This is a genomic window from Streptomyces sp. NPDC126497, from assembly GCF_040302425.1.
In the GTDB taxonomy this organism is placed as follows: domain Bacteria; phylum Actinomycetota; class Actinomycetes; order Streptomycetales; family Streptomycetaceae; genus Streptomyces.
This window is the reverse complement of the sequence record NZ_JBEORT010000001.1, coordinates 106,650-122,681: the sequence shown is the minus strand read 5'-3', so window position 1 is coordinate 122,681 and position 16,032 is coordinate 106,650. Positions and strand designations below refer to the sequence as shown.

Genomic DNA, 16,032 nt, shown 5'->3' with positions numbered 1-16,032 from the left:
ACGACGCGCTCGCCCGGGCGGGGTCCGGCCGGTGGGTCAGGAGCGGGGAGCCGGCCGGGCGAGCGGGGCGAGAGCCCGCACGAGGGCGTCGAGCATGTCCCCTGCGTGGGTGAACGGACAGTCGTGGCCGCCGGGCAGCATCCGCAGGACGAACCCGTCGTCGGCGCAGTCCCGCCAGCCCTCCAGCTGGTGCGGGCCCACCAGCGTGTCGTCGGCGCCGCCGAACACGTGCAGGGGGCAGCCGACGGGCGCAGGACCGGGGGCCGCGTACGCCTCGGCCAGCGCCAGGTCGCGGCGGACCGTGCGCACGGCGTACCGCAGGTACGCGGGATAGCGGCGCAGTTCGGGCGGGAAGCCGCCGAACCCCTCCAGCCAGCTGAGCAGGCCCTCGTCGTCGTGGCCGGTGACCCGCCGGAGCACCCGGGCGTGCGGGGCGCGGGAGGCGGAGACGAGCAGCGCGGCGGGCGGGGTGAGGCCACGGCGGCGGATGCGGACGGCGAGCTCGTAGCCGATCAGGGCGCCGAAGCTGTGGCCGAAGAGGGCGTACGGCGCCCGGAGTTCCCCGGCTATGCCGTCGAGCACGGCGTCGGCGAGCTCCTCCAGGGTGCCGGGCCCCGGCTCGGCGCTGCGGACGCCCCGGCCGGGCAGTTCCACCGTGGCCAGTTCGATGCCCGGCGGCGGGGTGAGCCGCCAGGGCGCGAACGACGCGGCGCTTCCGCCCGCCTGCGGCAGGCAGATCAGCCTCAGACGGGCGTCGGGTGCCGCCACCCGGCCGACGATCCACGGACTGTCCACACCGCGCGTCGGGGTGTGCGCACGGTGGGAGGGTCGTGCGGCGGCGTCGGTTCGCATCCCGCTCCTTCGTCGGCCGGTCGTTCTCCGGGTGGTGGTCCGCAGGGACGATGGTGGGCGGCCGGCGGCGACGGGGCCAGGCACACCGACCGGCAACACCTCTGCCGCCCAGTTGCCCGGCACCTGCCTGGCCTGCGGGAACGCCCGGTGGCGAGGATCGGCGGAACAGTCCTGCTCTTGCTCCCCGAGGGGATCTCCTTCACGATGACCGCCCTTCCTGACGAGGCAGCCGACCCGACGTTCTTCACCCTGGAATCCGTCAAGGCGGAGCTGATGGAGGTGGAGAGCCTCACCCGGGCCTGCCTGAACTGGGACTACGGCAAGCGCGACAGCCGTGTGTGGAGCCTGTACGAGAAGAACAAGGCCTCCCAGTGGAACGCCACCACCGACATCGACTGGGACCACGACGTCCGTTTCGGTTCGGAACTGCCGGAGGAGAACGGCGCGAGACTGGCGTCGTTCGTGGTCGGCGAGGGCAGCCCGGTGCCCCGGGAACTGCTCACCCGGTTCCGGTGGGAGTACCAGGCGTGGATGTGCAGCCAGTTCCTCCACGGGGAACAGGGCGCGCTGGTGACGACGGCCCGGCTCGTCGAGACCGTGCCCGACATGGACGCGAAGACCTACGCCGCCTCCCAGGTCGCCGACGAGGCGCGGCACGTGGAGGCGTTCGCCCGCTACGTCGACGAGAAGCTGGGTGTGGTGTACCCGGTCAACCCGGGCCTGGGGACGCTGCTGCACGACGTGCTGTCGGAGTCGCGCTGGGACATCGTCTACCTCGGCATGCAGGTGGTCATGGAGGGCCTGGCCATCACCGGGCTGCGGCTGGCCAGCAGCGGCTTCGGCGACCCGCTGATCCGGCAGATCACGCGGATGGTGGCGAGCGACGAGGCCCGGCACATCGCCTTCGGCGTCACCGCGCTCACCGGCATGTACCAGCAGGTGACCTCGGCGGAGCTGCGCGAGCGGGAGGACTTCCTGCTGGAGGCGATCCGGTTGATGTCGCGCCGGTTCATGCTGCGGGAGCTCTGGGAGCGCATGGACCTGGACGTGGAGCTGGGCGTGCGGTTCGCGCGCACCAACCCGATGATGGCCACGTACCGGCAGCTGCTGTTCCAGCAGGTCATCCACGTGCTGCGGCAGCTGGGCATGCTGTCGCAGAAGGTGCGGGAACTCCTGATCGCGGAGAACCTGGTGCGGGCGGAGACGATGGCCGCGGTCCGCTGAGCCGCCGGCCACCGCGCGACGCCATCGGACGTGTTCCGCGGCCCTGCGCCCCACCGGGAACCCGCGGGCCCGCGCACGCCGTGACGGCGGACCGGCCGTCACGCACGGAGCCCGGCCGCGCCACGGGGGCCGGGCGGGTCCCGCGACCGCACGGGCCCGCCGCCGGCCCCCACCCGACGCCTCCGCCCGTCAGTCGTCCCCGGCCGTCAGCGGCCGGGCCGTGTCCTCGTACGCCCCGCCGCACAGCGCCTTCCAGATCACCCGGCGCCTGGGCTTGCCGCTGGAGGTGACCGCGATGCCGCCGCGCGGGACCTCGACGGCGAGGAGTTCGGCGTCGCCCAGCCACGTGGACAACACCTCGTGGGCGGTGCGCCGCCAGCCGTCCCGGACACCCGCGAAGACGGCCACGCCGGTCGGCGTGCCGTCGCGGACGCCGAGCAGCACCGCGACCCGGCGCTCGGGGATGCCGCGCTGGTGCAGCAGCGTCTCCAGGCTCTCGGCGAACACCATCTTGCCGCTGACCTTCAGCCCGTCGCCGAGCCGGCCGATCACGAACAGCTGCCCGTCGCGCAGGAATCCCGCGTCGCCGGTCCGCAGCCGGTCGCCGATGCTGGTGCCGGAGGCGGTGCCGGCGTCGCCGACGTAGCCGTCGGCGATGGACACGCCGCCCACCACGATCTCGCCGACCTGCCCGTCCGGCAGCGCGTCCCCGCTTTCGGAGACGACGGTCACCGTACGGCCCTCGAGCGGCCGGCCGCAGCCGACCACCGCCGTGCCGGCGAGGGAGCCCGCGTCGCCCTCGTCCGGCTCGCGCGTCGACCAGCCCTCGCCGGGGGCCAGCCCGGTCACGGCGAGGGTCGCCTCCGCGCTGCCGTAGGCGGGCAGCAGGGCGCCGCGGTCGAGGCCGTGCGGACCGAGCAGGGCGTGGACGTCGTCCAGCACCTCCGGGTCGACGCGTTCGGCGCCGATGATGACGCAGCGCAGCGAGTCGAACCGCAGGCCCTCGAGGTCGGCCGGGCGGACGCGGCGCAGGATGTAGGAGAGGCCGAAGTTGGGCATGGCCGTCATCGCGATCCGCCGCTCGCTGATCCGCCGCAGGTAGCGCTGCGGCGAGCGGATGAAGTCGTCCGGCTGGAGCATGTGCCCGTCGAAACCGGTGACGACGACGTTGAGCAGGAAGCCGACCAGGCCCATGTCGTGGTGGACCGGCAGCCAGCTGATCGCCGGGAGCTCCGGGGCGCAGCCCAGCCAGCCGCGCATCCCCGTGAGGTTGGTGCGCAGGGCCTCCGCGGAGATCCGCACGCCCCGGGAGAAGCCGCTGGAGCCCGAGGTGAACTGCACCAGCGCGGTCTCCGGCAGGGGCAGCGGGCCGTCCAGCGGCGGTACCCCGGCCACGAGTTCGTCGAAGACCACCGGTTCCGTCAGGTCGGTCACGGCGGCGATCTTGCGGACGCGTTCCTGCGACTCCTCGTCGCAGACGGTGATCCGGGGCCGCACGGTGGTGAACAGGTGGGCGGCGTGCCGCTCGTAGTCGTCGGCCCGCTGGAAGGCGAACGGCGGGGCGATGGTGCAGGGCGTGGCGCCCGCGGCCAGTGCGCCGAAGAAGGTCGCGACGAAGCCGGGACCGGAGCGCTGCACCAGCGCCACCACGTCGCCCTTCCCGACACCCCGCGCCCGCAGGGCCCCGGCGGCGCGCAGCACCAGTTCCCGCAGATCGCGGTAGGACCGGAAGTCCCAGCCGTCGCCGCGGTTCGCGTAGTACAGGCCGCGTTCGGCGGACGCGTCGTCCAGCCAGTCGAGCAGACCTCGGTCCCCGATTCCCAACGTGCTCGTCCTCTCCGGGATGTGGTGCCGACACGGGATGCCCGCGGCACGGCCGGCCCGCACGCGGGCGCCGCGTGCGGTGACCGCCAGCCTCAAGGCTCCCGGAGGGCGGCGCCAGGCAGGGGCCCGGTAACTCATCCGGAGCGAGCGGCAGTTACACCAGCAACAGCGGTTGCCGGTCGGTTGCCTGGCGACCGGCGGACGGCCCGTGCAGCATCGAGCGGGGTGCCGCCCCACCCCGCGCCGCGGACGAGACGGGCGCTCGCGCGGGGACGCCGCACCGTCCACCGGCATCCTCCGGAAGGCCCGGGAGACCGCGGGCGGCGCCCGACGGTCTCCCGGAAGTCCACGAGAGCGGTGACGAACCAGATGACACCACGCGACGGCGCCCTGCCCGCCGACCCCGGCCTGCTCCCGCTCACCGCGGCCCAGTCGGGGGTCTTCCACGCCCAGGGCCTCGACCCCGGCAATCCGGCCTACAACACCGTGGCCGTCATGGAGGTCCGCGGGCCGCTGGAGGGGGACCTGCTGCGACGCGCCGTCCGCCGGTCGGAGGCGGAGAGCGGCACCTTCGACGTGGAGTTCGTGGAGCGGCCGGACGGCGTGTTCCAGCGTCCGGTGGCGCCGGGCTGCTCCACCTGGCGTGAGCTCGACCTCACCGGTGAGCCGGACCCGTTCGCCGCGGCGCGGGCCCTGGTGGACGGCGACCGGTCCACCGCACTGGACCTGACGCGGGACGCCCTGTCCGCCCACGTGCTGATGCGGGTGGGCCCCGACCACCACCTGTGGTACCAGCGCAGCCACCACGTCCTGTCCGACGCGTTCGGGTCGGTGCTGCACTCGCGCCGCATCGCCACGCACTACGAGGCGCTGGCCACGGGCACGGACCCGGCCGGCGAGCCGCTGGACACGCTGCGGGCGCTGCTCGCGGAGGAGGCGGACTACCGCGCCTCACCGGAGTACACGGCCGACCGGCGGTACTGGAACGACGCGTTCGCCGACCGTCCCGAGACCGTGAGCCTCGCCCCCGGAGTACCCACGGGCGCCGCGCCCGGCGCCCTGTCCGCCTCGGCGGAGCTGTCCCCGGCCGAGCTGGCGGCGCTGCACGCGGCCGGCCGGGCGGCCCGCGCGCCGTGGACGGTGGCGCTGCTGTCGGCGGTCGCCGCCTACCTCCACGGGATGACGGGGGCCGAGGACCTGACGATCGGCGTGCCGGTCACCGCGCGGCTGGGCGCCCGGTCGCGCAACGCGCCCGGGATGCTGTCGAACACGCTGCCGCTGCGTCTGGGCGTCCGCCCGGCCGAGAGCCGCACCGCCCTGGTCCGGCAGGTCGCCCGCCGGCTCGGCGAGCTGCTGACCCACCAGCGCTACCCCTACGACGAGCTGCGGCGCGACCTGAGACTGCTGGGCAGCGGGGAGCAGTTGTACGGCGTGCTCGTCAACATCATGCCGGCCGGCTCGGAGACGGCCTTCACCGGACGCGAGGCGAAGCTGACCACGCTGTCCGGCGGACCGGTGACCGACCTGAACATCACCTGCCACCCGCACCCGGACGGCACCGGTGCCCGGGTGTCCTTCGAGGCGAACCCCGACCGCTACTCCCCCGCCGAACTGGACCTGCACCGGGTCCGCTTCACCGCGTTCCTGTCCCGGTTCCTGGCCGCCCCGCAGGACCTCCCGCAGGCCCGGACCGAGGTGCCGACCGCGGCCGAGCGCGCCACGGTGCTCGCGGTGGGGGAAGGGGCCCGGGGCGTGCCGCCGCGCACCTTCCCGGAGCTGTTCGAGGAGCAGGTCCGCCGCGACCCGCGCGCCCTCGCGGTCCTCTCCCCCGACGGCTCCCTGGACTACGCCGGGCTCAACGCCCGCGCCAACCGGCTGGCCCGGGCGCTGACGGCCCGCGGCGCGGGGCCCGAGGACCTGGTGGCGGTCGCCGTGCCGCGCGGCGCCGACGCCCTGACCGCCGTGGTGGCGGTGCTGAAGTCGGGCGCGGCCTATCTGCCGGTCGACCTCGGCTACCCGCGGGCCCGGCTGACCGCGATGCTCGACGACACCCGGCCCCTGCTGGTACTGACCACCCGCGCGGCGGACGACCCGACGCTCGCGCCCGGGGTGCCCCGGCTGTACGTGGACGACGGGGCCGTCGCCGGTCCGCCGGACGCCGACCCGGCCGCCGCCGACCCGACCGACGCGGACCGCCGTGCGCCGCTCGCCCCCGGGCACCCGGCGTACGTCATCTACACCTCGGGCTCGACCGGCCGTCCCAAGGGCGTCGTGGTCACCCACACCGGCCTGGCCTCCCTGGTCCGGCACCAACGGGACCGGCTGCGCCTGCGGCCGGGCACCCGGGTGCTCCAGTTCGCCTCGCCGAGCTTCGACGCCTCGGTGTGGGAGCTGACGACGGCCCTGCTGACCGGAGCCGCCGCCGTGGTCGCGCCGGACGAGCGGCTCGTGCCCGGGCCCCCGCTGGCGGCCCTGGTGGCCGAGCTGGGCGTGACCTGCCTGCTGCTGGCCCCGTCCGTGCTGGCGGTGCTGCCGGCGGACGCACTGCCCGAGGGGACCGACCTGGTGGTGGGCGCCGAGGCGTGCTCCCCGGAGCTGGTGGCCCGCTGGTCGCCCGGCCGGCACATGGTCAACGCCTACGGCCCCACCGAGTCGACGGTCATCGCCACCCAGACGGGCCGGCTCTCCGGCCGGACCGTGCCGCCGATGGGCCGCCCGGTGCCCGGCACCCGGGTCCGGCTGCTCGACGCGGCGCTGCGGCCGGTGCCGCCGGGGGTCCCCGGCGAGGTGTACCTGAGCGGTGACGGCCTCGCCCGCGGCTACCTGGCGCGCCCCGGCACGACGGCGGAGCGTTTCGTCGCCGACCCGTTCGGGCCGCCCGGCACCCGCATGTACCGCACCGGCGACCTGGCCCGCTGGGCGGCCGACGGCGAGCTGGTCCACCTGGGCCGCGCCGACAGCCAGGTGAAGGTGCGCGGCTTCCGCATCGAGCCCGGCGAGGTGGAGGGCGTGCTCACCGGGGCGCCGGGCGTCGGCGGGGCCGTGGTCGTCGCCCGCGAGACCGGACCGGGCGTACGCCAGCTGGTGGCGTACGTGGTGCCGGCGGCCGGTGCCCGGACACGGCCGGAGCCGGTGGCCGTGCGCGCCCACGCCGGGGAGCGGCTGCCCGCGTACATGGTCCCGGCGGCGGTGACGGTGCTGGACGCCTTCCCGCGCACGCCCGGCGGCAAGGTCGACGTCAAGGCGCTGCCCGAGCCGCGGTTCGAGGCGGCGAGCGCCTACCGGCCGCCGGCCACGGAACGGGAGCGGATCCTGCACGACGTGTTCGCCGAGGTCCTGGGCCGGGAGCGGATCGGCGTCGACGACAGCTTCTTCGACCTCGGCGGCGACTCGGTCACCGCCACCCGCCTGGCGGCCCGGGCCCACCGGGCGGGCCTGACCCTCACCGCCAGGGACATCTTCGGCCACAAGACCATCGCGCGGCTCGCCGAGGTGGCCCGGGACACCGGTCCCGGGACCGCGGCGCCGCGCACCGAGAGCCTGGTGCGGCTCGACGCGGACGAACTCGACGAGCTCGAAGCCCAGTGGGGGACGACACTGTGAAGCAGACTTCCTTGGAAGCGGTGCTGCCGCTGACCCCGTTGCAGCAGGGCATGCTCTTCCACGCCCTGTTCGACGAGGGGGACGGCCCGGCGCCCTCGGTCGACTTCTACACCGTGCAGACGCCCCTGGAGCTGACCGGCGCGCTCGACACCGCGGCGCTGCGTCGCTCCACCGCGGCCGTGACCGGCCGGCACGCGAGCCTGCGGGCGGGGTTCCTGCGGCGCCGCTCGGGCGAGGCCGTACAGGCCGTCGCGCGATCCGTGGAACCGGCGTGGGAGGAGGTCGACCTCTCCGGCTTCGGCGCGGACGAACAGCGGCTGCGGCTGGCGCGGCTGCTGGCGGACGACCGGGCGCGGCGCTTCGACATGGCCCGGCCGCCGCTGCTGCGCTTCACCCTCGTCCGGCTCGCCGCCGAGCGCCACGTCCTGCTGCTGACGCACCACCACATCCTGCTGGACGGGTGGTCGCTGCCGCTGCTGCTGGCCGACCTGTTCCGGATCTACCGGGACGGCGGCTCGGACGAGGCGCTGGAGCCCGCGGTGCCGTTCGGGGACTACCTCGGCTGGCTCGCGGCACAGGACCGCGAGGAGGCCGAGCAGGCGTGGCGGTCGGCGCTGGCCGGGCTGGACGGGCCGACGCTGGTCGCGGGCCCGTCCGGGCACGGCGGGCCGGTGCGGGCCCAACGGCGCGCCGTCGCGGAGCTGTCCCCGGCGGACACGGCACGGCTCGCGGAGACCGCGCGCTCGCGCGGACTCACCCTCAACACCGTCGTGCAGGGCGCCTGGGCGCTGCTGCTGTCGGTGCTGACGGGCAGCAGGGACGTGGTCCACGGCAGTACGGTCGCCGGCCGCCCGCCCGAACTGCCGGGCGGCGAGCGGATGGTGGGCCTGACCATGAACACGGTGCCCGCACGGGTGCGGATCGACCCGGCCGAGCCGGTGGCCGCGCTGCTCGCCCGTCTCCAGGACGAGCAGACGGCGCTGACCCGGCACGAGTACCTGGGCCTGGCCGACATCCACCGCGCGGCGGGCGTGACGGAACTGTTCGACACCACCGTCGCCTTCGAGAACGTGCCCGTCGACAGCGCCGTCCGCGGCGCCGAGGTGCCCGGCCTCGAGGTGACACTGCTGCGTGACGTCGTCGACGACGCGTTCGAGGGCACCCACTACCCGCTGAGCCTCGCCGCGCACCCCGGTGAGGGGCTGCGGCTGGAGCTCAACCACCGTGAGGACGTGTACTCCGCGGACGCCGCCTCCGGGCTGCTGGACCGGCTGTGCGGGCTGCTGCGCGACATCGCCGCGGACCCCGCTCTCCCGGCCGGGCGGCTGCCGTCGTGCCTCCCGGCCGAGCGCGAGGAGCTGCTGCGCACGTGCTCCGGACGGACCGTCGCCCACCCGGGGCGGACGCTGCCCGAGGTGTTCGAGGAGCAGGTCGGGGCCACCCCGGACGCGGTGGCCGTCGGTGACGGCGCCACCAGCCTGACCTTCGCCGCCCTCAACGCCCGGGCCAACCGGCTGGCCCGGCTGCTGGTCGCCGAGGGAGCGGGCCCCGGTCTGCTGGTCGGCGTGGCGCTGCCGCGCACCGTGGACGCGGTGGTGGCGATCCTGGCGGTGCTGAAGTCGGGCGCCGGCTACCTGCCGGTCGACACCGGTCACCCGGCCGAGCGGATCGCGGCGGTCTGCGCGGAGGTCCGGCCGGTGCTGGTCCTGACCGACGCGGCGACCGCGCCGGACGTACCCGGCCGGACGCTGCGCGTCGACCGGGCCGTGCTGCCCGAGGACGCCTCGGACCTCACGGACGCCGACCGCACGGGGCCGCTGCGGCCGGGGCACCTGGCGTACGTGATCCACACCTCGGGCTCGACCGGCCGGCCCAAGGGGGTCGCGGTCGAGCACCGCAACCTGGTCAACATGTTCCACAGCCACCGGGCCAACTTCTTCGAACCGGAGCGGCGGCGTGCCGGGGGCCGGACGCTGCGCGCGGCCCTGACCAACCCCCTCGGCTTCGACGCCTCCTGGAGCCAGCTGCTGTGGATGGTCGGCGGCCACGAGCTGCTGCTGGTCGACGACGACGACCGCAAGGACGCCGTGGCCCTGGCCGCGCTCACGGCCCGCGCGGCCGTCGACGTCGTCGACACCACGCCGTCGGTCGCCCGCCAGCTGCTCGCGGCCGGCATGTTCGAAGCGTCCGGACGGGGGCACCGGGTGCGCGTCCTGGCCCTCGGCGGCGAGGAGGTCGGCGCCGACCTGTGGGAGGCGCTGCACGCGGTGGCGGACCTGTCGGTGTACAACCTGTACGGCCCCGCCGAGTGCACCGTGGACGCCATGCTGTGGCACGGCGGCGCCGCGGCCGGCCCGGCCATCGGCACCCCGGCCGACAACACGCGCGTCTACCTCCTGGACGCCTTCCTGCGTCCGGTCCCGGACGGGGTGGTCGGCGAGCTCTACATCGCCGGCGACGGGGTGGCCCGCGGCTACCTGGGCCGCCCGGCGGCGACCGCCGAGCGCTTCGTCGCCGACGTCCTCGGAGAGCCGGGGGCGCGCATGTACCGCACCGGTGACCTGGGGCTGCGCCGCCCGGACGGGGTGGTGGAGTACCGCGGCCGGTCCGACTTCCAGGTGAAGATCCGCGGGTACCGTGTCGAGCTCGGCGAGGTCGAGGCCGCCCTCGCCGCCGACGCGTCGGTGGACCGGGCGGTGGCGTCGGTCTCGGAGGACGCGGCCGGTGTGCGGCGGATCGTGGGCTACGTGCGTCCCGCGACCGGCGCCCGGGTGCGTCCCGACGCGCTGCGCGCGGCCGTCGCGGAGCGGCTGCCCGCGTACATGGTCCCGGCGCTGGTCATGGCCGTCGAGGCCTTCCCGCTCACGCCCAACGGCAAGGTGGACCGGCGGGCGCTGCCCGAGCCGCGGTTCGAGGCGGCGAGCGCCTACCGGCCGCCGGCCACGGAGCGGGAACGGGTCCTGCACGACGTGTTCGCCGAGGTCCTGGGCCGGGAACGGGTGGGCGTCGACGACAGCTTCTTCGACCTCGGCGGCGACTCCATCACCGCCATGCGGCTCGCCGCCCGCGCGCACCGGGCCGGGCTCGCGGTCAACGCCCGGGACGTGTTCGTCCACAAGACCGTGGCCGGCCTCGCCGCGGCGGCCGGGGAGACCGGCCCCGGGCCGGAGGCGCCGGCCGTTCCGGCCGGGCCGCCGATCACCCTGACCGAGGCCGAGCTGGCCGAACTGGGGACGTCGGGGCGGCCCCACGCCGAGGTGCTGCCGCCGACACCGCTGCAGCAGGGCATGCACTTCCACGCGATGCTGGCCGCGGACGGCGTCGACGTCTACACCGCCCAGGCCCCCGTACGGCTCACCGGCACCCTCTCCCCGGCGGTGCTGCGCGCGGCCTGCGACGCGGTCCTGGCCCGGCACACCGCGCTGCGGGTCTCCTTCCGGCTGCTCGGCCCGGGCCGCCTGGTGCAGCTGGTGCACGAGGACGTCCGCACGCCCTGGCGCGAGGTCGACCTGGGCGGAGCGGACGGGGAGGAGCGGCGGGCCCGGGTCGCCGAGCTGCTGGCCGACGAGCGGACGCGCCGCTTCGACCTGGCCGAGCCCCCGCTGCTGCGGGTCACGCTGGTCCGGTTCGCGGACGACGACCACCTGCTGGTGGTGTCGCACCACCACGCGCTGCTCGACGGCTGGTCCCTGCCCCTGTTCTTCCGCGACCTGTTCGCCGCCTACGCCCGCGGCGGTGCCCACCCGGCGCCGGCGCCGGCGCAGTTCACCGACTTCGTGCGCTGGCTCGGCGGGCAGGACGGCGACGCGGCGGTCCGGGCCTGGGGCGAGGCGCTGGCGGGGTTCGACGAGCCCACGCTGGTGGCCCCGGACGCGGAGGCCGCCACGGCAGGCGTGCCGCACCTGGTGACGCACACCGTCGACGCGGAACGCACCGCCGCGCTCCTCGCCGGCGTCCGCGGCGCGGGACTGACCCTCAACACCCTGGTCCAGGGTGCCTGGGCGGTCGTCCTGGGCCGGCTGCTGGGCCGCGACGACGTCGTGTTCGGTGCCACCACCGCCGCCCGCCCGGCGGACCTGCCCGGCTCCGAGGACATCGTGGGCCTGCTGATGAACACCGTCCCGGTGCGCGTCCGCCTCGACGCGGCCCGGCCGTTCGGCGCGCTGCTGGCCGCCCTCCAGGAGGAGCAGGCCGGACTGCGGCCCTACCAGCATCTCGGGCTGACCGAGGTGCAGCGGTCCCTCGGGGCGGGCGAACTCTTCGACACCGTACTGGACTTCGCGAGCGCGCCGTTCGACGGCGAGGCCGTCCGGCAGCAGGTTCCGGGGCTGCGCATGACGGTGGACGAGGAGCCCGTGCCGGGCGCCTCGCACTACCCGCTGAACCTGGTGGTGGTGCCCGGTGAGCGGCTGAGCCTCGAACTCAGTTACCGTGCCGACCTGTTCACCGCCGAGGAGAGCGCCGCCCTGCTCACCCGGGTCCGGGCGGTCCTGGACGGTTTCCTGACCGACCCGTCGGCCCCGCTGGGCCGGCTGGACCTGCTCACGGCCGAGGAGCGGACCGCGCTGCGCGCCGCCGCGCGGGGGCCCGTCCCCCCGGGACCGGACACCTTCCCGGCGCTGTTCGAGGAGCGGGTACGGGAGCGGCCCGACGCCGTCGCCGTCGTCGACGGGGACCACGCCCTGTCGTACGGCGAGCTGAACGAGCGGGCCAACCGGCTGGCGCGGGAGCTGGTGGCCGAGGGCATCGGCCCGGAGGACGTGGTGGGCGTGGCGCTGCCGCGGTCCGCGCAGTCGGTGACCGCGGTCCTCGCCGTGCTCAAGGCGGGCGCCGCCCACCTGCCGCTGGACCCCGGCTATCCGCCGGAACGGCTGCGGCACATCGTCGGCGACGCCCGGCCCGTGCTGGTGCTGACCGCGCCGGAGACGGCGGACCTGCCGGCCTGGGCGGGCGCGGTGCGGACCCGCTGCCTCGGCACGGCGCCGGTGGACGGCGGCCTTCCCGGCACCGACCTGACGGACGCCGACCGGGTGACGCCGCTCAGGCCCGCGCACACCGCGTACGTGATCTACACCTCCGGGTCGACGGGCCGCCCCAAGGGCGTGCAGGTGCCGCACCTCGGGATCGCGGCCCTGGTCGCCCAGCAGCGCGCCGGTCTGGAGCTGCGCGCGGACGAGCGGGTGCTGCTGTTCGCCTCGCCGAGCTTCGACGCCTCGGTGTGGGAGCTGGCCACGGCCCTGCTGACCGGGGCGTGCGCGGTCACCGCGCCCGCGGACGAGCTGCTGCCCGGTCCGGCGCTGGCGGCCACGGTGGCCCGGCACGGTGTGACGGCCCTGCTGCTGCCGCCGTCCTCCCTGGCCGTGCTTCCCGAGGACGCGCTGCCGCCGGGCACGACCCTCGTGGTGGGGGCCGAGGCCTGCCCGCCCGACCTGGTGGAACGCTGGTCGTCCGGGCGCCGGATGGTCAACGCCTACGGCCCGACCGAGGCGACCGTCATGGCGACGATGAGCCGCCCGCTGAGCGGCCGGGTCCGCCCGCCGCTCGGCGAGCCCGTCGTCGGAGCCCGCGTCCACCTCCTGGACGGCACGCTCCAGCCGGTGCCGGCGGGCGTGCCCGGTGAGCTCTACGTGGCCGGCGAGGGGCTGGCGCGCGGCTACCTGGGCCGCCCCGGGCCGACCGCCGAGCGTTTCGTCGCCGACCCCTTCGGCCCGCCCGGGGCGCGCATGTACCGCACCGGTGACCTGGCCCGCCGGGGGCCCGACGGTGCCCTGGAGTTCCTCGGCCGGGTGGACCAGCAGGTCAAGGTGCGCGGATTCCGCATCGAGCCCGGTGAGATCGAGGCCGTGCTCGCCGAGGACCCGGCGGTCGCGCAGGCCGTGGTCGTCGTCCGCGAGGACCGGCCCGGTCACCGGCAGCTGGTGGCGTACGCCGCCCCGGCCGCCGGTGCCGTGCCCGATCCGGTCCTGCTGCGCGGGCGGGCCGCCGAGGTGCTGCCCGAGCACATGGTGCCCGCGGCGGTCGTCGTCCTGGACCGGCTGCCGAGGACCGCGAGCGGCAAGCTCGACCCGAACGCGCTGCCCGCGCCGGAGTTCCCCGCCGGGGAGGGAGGGCGGGCGCCGGGCACCCCGCGCGAGGAGCTGCTGTGCTCCCTGTTCGCCGAGGCCCTCGGCGTGGAGCGGGTCGGGGTCGACGACAGCTTCTTCGACCTCGGCGGCGACTCCATCGTCTCGATCAAGCTGGTGACCCTGGCGCGCGAGGCCGGCCTGGACGTCGCTCCGCGGGACGTGTTCGCCCACAGGACCGTGGCCTCGATCGCCGCGGCGGTCAAGGAGCTCGCCCCGTCGTCGGCCGACGCGGCGGCCGACGCGGCGGCCGGCGACGACGAGCCGCTGATCACGCTGGACCAGGCGGAGCTGGACCGGTTCGCACAGGACTGGCGGTAGGGCGGACCGCGCCCGGCCCCGCTCGGCACCACCGCACGACCACTGGACCACGACACGGCCGGGACCCTGCTCGGCCGGTCCGGTGCGCTCCACCACGCGGTCCGGCCGCCCTTCGGCGGCGCGGGCCGCACAGGACCGAACGACGGACGACCCGAGCGGTCACGACCCGGTGAGGACACCGACATGACAATCACGAACCCGACCGTCGACGCGTCCCCCCGGGACGCCGCCCGCGCACCGAGCGCCCCGGACCGCCCCGAGGCCCCCGCCGAGTACGTCCTGGACGCCGACGAGGTCGCCGAACTGCGCACCGCCGCCGAGAAGCTGGGCGAGGTGTACGGGGCGCCGTCCCTGCCCGAGTTCTACGACCGCGCGCTCACCGCGGAGGAGGCGCTGCCGGCGGGGCTGCGCACCTTCCTGCTGTCGTACCGGCGCAGCGAGCGCAGCGCCTCCTGCCTGGTGCACGGCTTCCCGGTGGACGGCGACGCGCTCGGGCCCACGCCCGCTCACTGGCGCGAGGCGATCCACGGACGCACGGCCCGCGACCAGGAGGTGTGGCTGGCGCTGTGCGGCCTGCTGCTCGGCGACCCGTTCGGCTGGGCGACCCTCCAGGAAGGGCGGATCATCCAGAACATCCTGCCGATCCACGGTGACGAGGACCGGCAGAGCGGGTACGGCAGCGAGGCGCTGCTGGAGTTCCACACCGAGGACGGCTTCCACCCCAACCGCTGCGACTACCTGCTGCTGATGGGGCTGCGCAACCCCGACGCGGTGCCGACCATCGTCGCCTCCGTGCGCGATGTCCGGCTCGACGACGCCGACCGGGCGGTGCTCGCCGAGGAGCGGTTCCTCATCCGCCCGGACACCGAGCACGTCCGGCAGCTGGAGACCTACGCACCCGGTCACCCGGCGCTGCCCCGGCTGCGCGCGATGGCCGGGGACCCCGTGCCGTCGGCCGTGCTGTTCGGCGACCGGCTCAACCCCTACCTGCGCATCGACCGCCCGTTCATGGACACGCTGCCCGGCGACACGGAGGCCGAGGCCGCGCTGGACCGGCTGATGGCGGAGCTGAACCGCGTCCAGCAGGACATCGCGATCGCCCCGGGCTCCCTGCTGATCGTCGACAACTACCGTGCGGTGCACGGCCGCAGGCCCTTCACCGCCCGCTACGACGGCACCGACCGCTGGCTGAAGAAGCTCACCGTCAGCCGCAACCTGCGCCGCAACCTGAGCGGTTACGCCCTCGACCACCCGCGCGTCATCGTCTGACCCGGCCGGTCCCCCCGTACGCGAAAGGCAGCATCGTCATGCGCACCGTCATCGTGTCCGGCGCCTCCAGCGGCATCGGGCAGGCCACCGCCGAACGCTTCGCCCGGGCCGGCGACCACGTCGTCAACCTGGACGTGCAGCCCCCGACGGCCGACCGCCCGGACGGGCCCCGGGAGGGCGGCGGCGAAATCCACTGGGTCGAGGCGGACGTGGCCGACTGGGACACCGTCCGGCACGCCGTCGACCGGGTGGCCGCCGAGCGGGGGCGGCTGGACGTCGTCGTCGCCAACGCCGGCATCAGCGTCCGGCACGGCATCCTGGAGATCACCGAGGCCGACGCCCGGCGCACCCTCGACGTCAACCTCATGGGCGTCCTCGCGCTGTGGCGGCACGCCGTGCCGCACATGCTGCGCCGGGGCGGGGGGGTGCTGCTGGCGACGGCGTCCGTCAACGGCTCCCGCGGCTACCCGCTGTACGCCGACTACAACGCCAGCAAGGCCGGCGTGGCGTCGCTGTGCCAGACCTTCGCGGTCGAGCTGGCCCCGCTGATCCGCACGGCGTGCGTCGCGCCGGGCGCGGTGCTCACGCCGATGCAGCGCGCCGAGTACACCGACGCCATGCTCGACGAGGTGAACGCCCGCATCCCGGCCAGGCGGCACGCCGTGCCGGAGGAGATCGCGGAGGTCTTCCACTTCCTCGCCTCACCCGGGGCGGCCTTCGTGTCGGGCCAGCAGTTCACGGTGGACGGGGCGGAGACCGCCGGGGCCACGACGGCGTTCTTCCCCGGACCGACCGAGCCCCCGTGCTGACCCGGCGC

7 protein-coding genes are annotated in these 16,032 nt (G+C 75.7%); 5 read left to right on the top strand and 2 right to left on the bottom strand.

Annotated elements, in window-relative coordinates; translation table 11 throughout:
- Window positions 1–36: 36 nt before the first annotated feature.
- The gene (locus ABTY20_RS00485) at window positions 37–852 is read right to left on the bottom strand and encodes a thioesterase II family protein (protein WP_351994796.1); all 816 of its coding nucleotides are present in this window, start codon (window positions 850–852) and stop codon (window positions 37–39) included.
- Between the two features lie 204 nt (window positions 853–1,056).
- On the opposite strand from ABTY20_RS00485, the gene ABTY20_RS00480 reads away from it, so the two are divergent.
- Complete coding sequence (locus tag ABTY20_RS00480) at window positions 1,057–2,076, top strand: diiron oxygenase (RefSeq protein ID WP_351994795.1); 1,020 nt, start codon at window positions 1,057–1,059, stop codon at window positions 2,074–2,076.
- A gap of 189 nt (window positions 2,077–2,265) precedes the next feature.
- Here ABTY20_RS00480 and ABTY20_RS00475 read toward each other — a convergent pair whose 3' ends face one another.
- Complete coding sequence (locus ABTY20_RS00475) at window positions 2,266–3,900, bottom strand: AMP-binding protein (RefSeq protein WP_351994794.1); 1,635 nt, start codon at window positions 3,898–3,900, stop codon at window positions 2,266–2,268.
- Window positions 3,901–4,269: 369 nt separating this feature from the next.
- On the opposite strand from ABTY20_RS00475, the gene ABTY20_RS00470 reads away from it, so the two are divergent.
- The 4 genes from ABTY20_RS00470 to ABTY20_RS00455 all read left to right on the top strand — a co-directional run bounded on the left by ABTY20_RS00470 (window position 4,270) and on the right by ABTY20_RS00455 (window position 16,024).
- Window positions 4,270–7,503: a non-ribosomal peptide synthetase gene (locus ABTY20_RS00470; RefSeq protein WP_351994793.1), complete on the top strand. Its 3,234-nt coding sequence runs from the start codon at window positions 4,270–4,272 to the stop codon at window positions 7,501–7,503.
- Window positions 7,500–13,946, top strand: a complete 6,447-nt coding sequence (locus ABTY20_RS00465) for a non-ribosomal peptide synthetase (protein ID WP_351994792.1) — start codon at window positions 7,500–7,502, stop codon at window positions 13,944–13,946. Before ABTY20_RS00470 ends, ABTY20_RS00465 begins: the two co-directional genes overlap by 4 nt.
- Before the next feature lie 183 nt (window positions 13,947–14,129).
- Window positions 14,130–15,215, top strand: a complete 1,086-nt coding sequence (gene gntD, locus ABTY20_RS00460) for a guanitoxin biosynthesis L-enduracididine beta-hydroxylase GntD (protein ID WP_351994791.1) — start codon at window positions 14,130–14,132, stop codon at window positions 15,213–15,215.
- A 38-nt stretch (window positions 15,216–15,253) separates the two neighbouring features.
- A complete protein-coding gene (locus tag ABTY20_RS00455) occupies window positions 15,254–16,024 on the top strand; it encodes an SDR family NAD(P)-dependent oxidoreductase (RefSeq protein ID WP_351994790.1) in 771 nt (256 codons plus the stop codon).
- The last annotated feature ends 8 nt before the right edge of the window (window positions 16,025–16,032 follow it).

Bases quoted from the DNA above. Each gene is read 5' to 3' on its own strand.
- ABTY20_RS00455 (WP_351994790.1), top strand. From the start codon at position 15,254: ATGCGCACCGTCATCGTGTCCGGCGCCTCCAGCGGCATCGGGCAGGCC.
- ABTY20_RS00470 (WP_351994793.1), top strand. From the start codon at position 4,270: ATGACACCACGCGACGGCGCCCTGCCCGCCGACCCCGGCCTGCTCCCG.
- gntD (WP_351994791.1), top strand. From the start codon at position 14,130: ATGACAATCACGAACCCGACCGTCGACGCGTCCCCCCGGGACGCCGCC.
- ABTY20_RS00480 (WP_351994795.1), top strand. From the start codon at position 1,057: ATGACCGCCCTTCCTGACGAGGCAGCCGACCCGACGTTCTTCACCCTG.
- ABTY20_RS00485 (WP_351994796.1), bottom strand. From the start codon at position 852: ATGCGAACCGACGCCGCCGCACGACCCTCCCACCGTGCGCACACCCCG.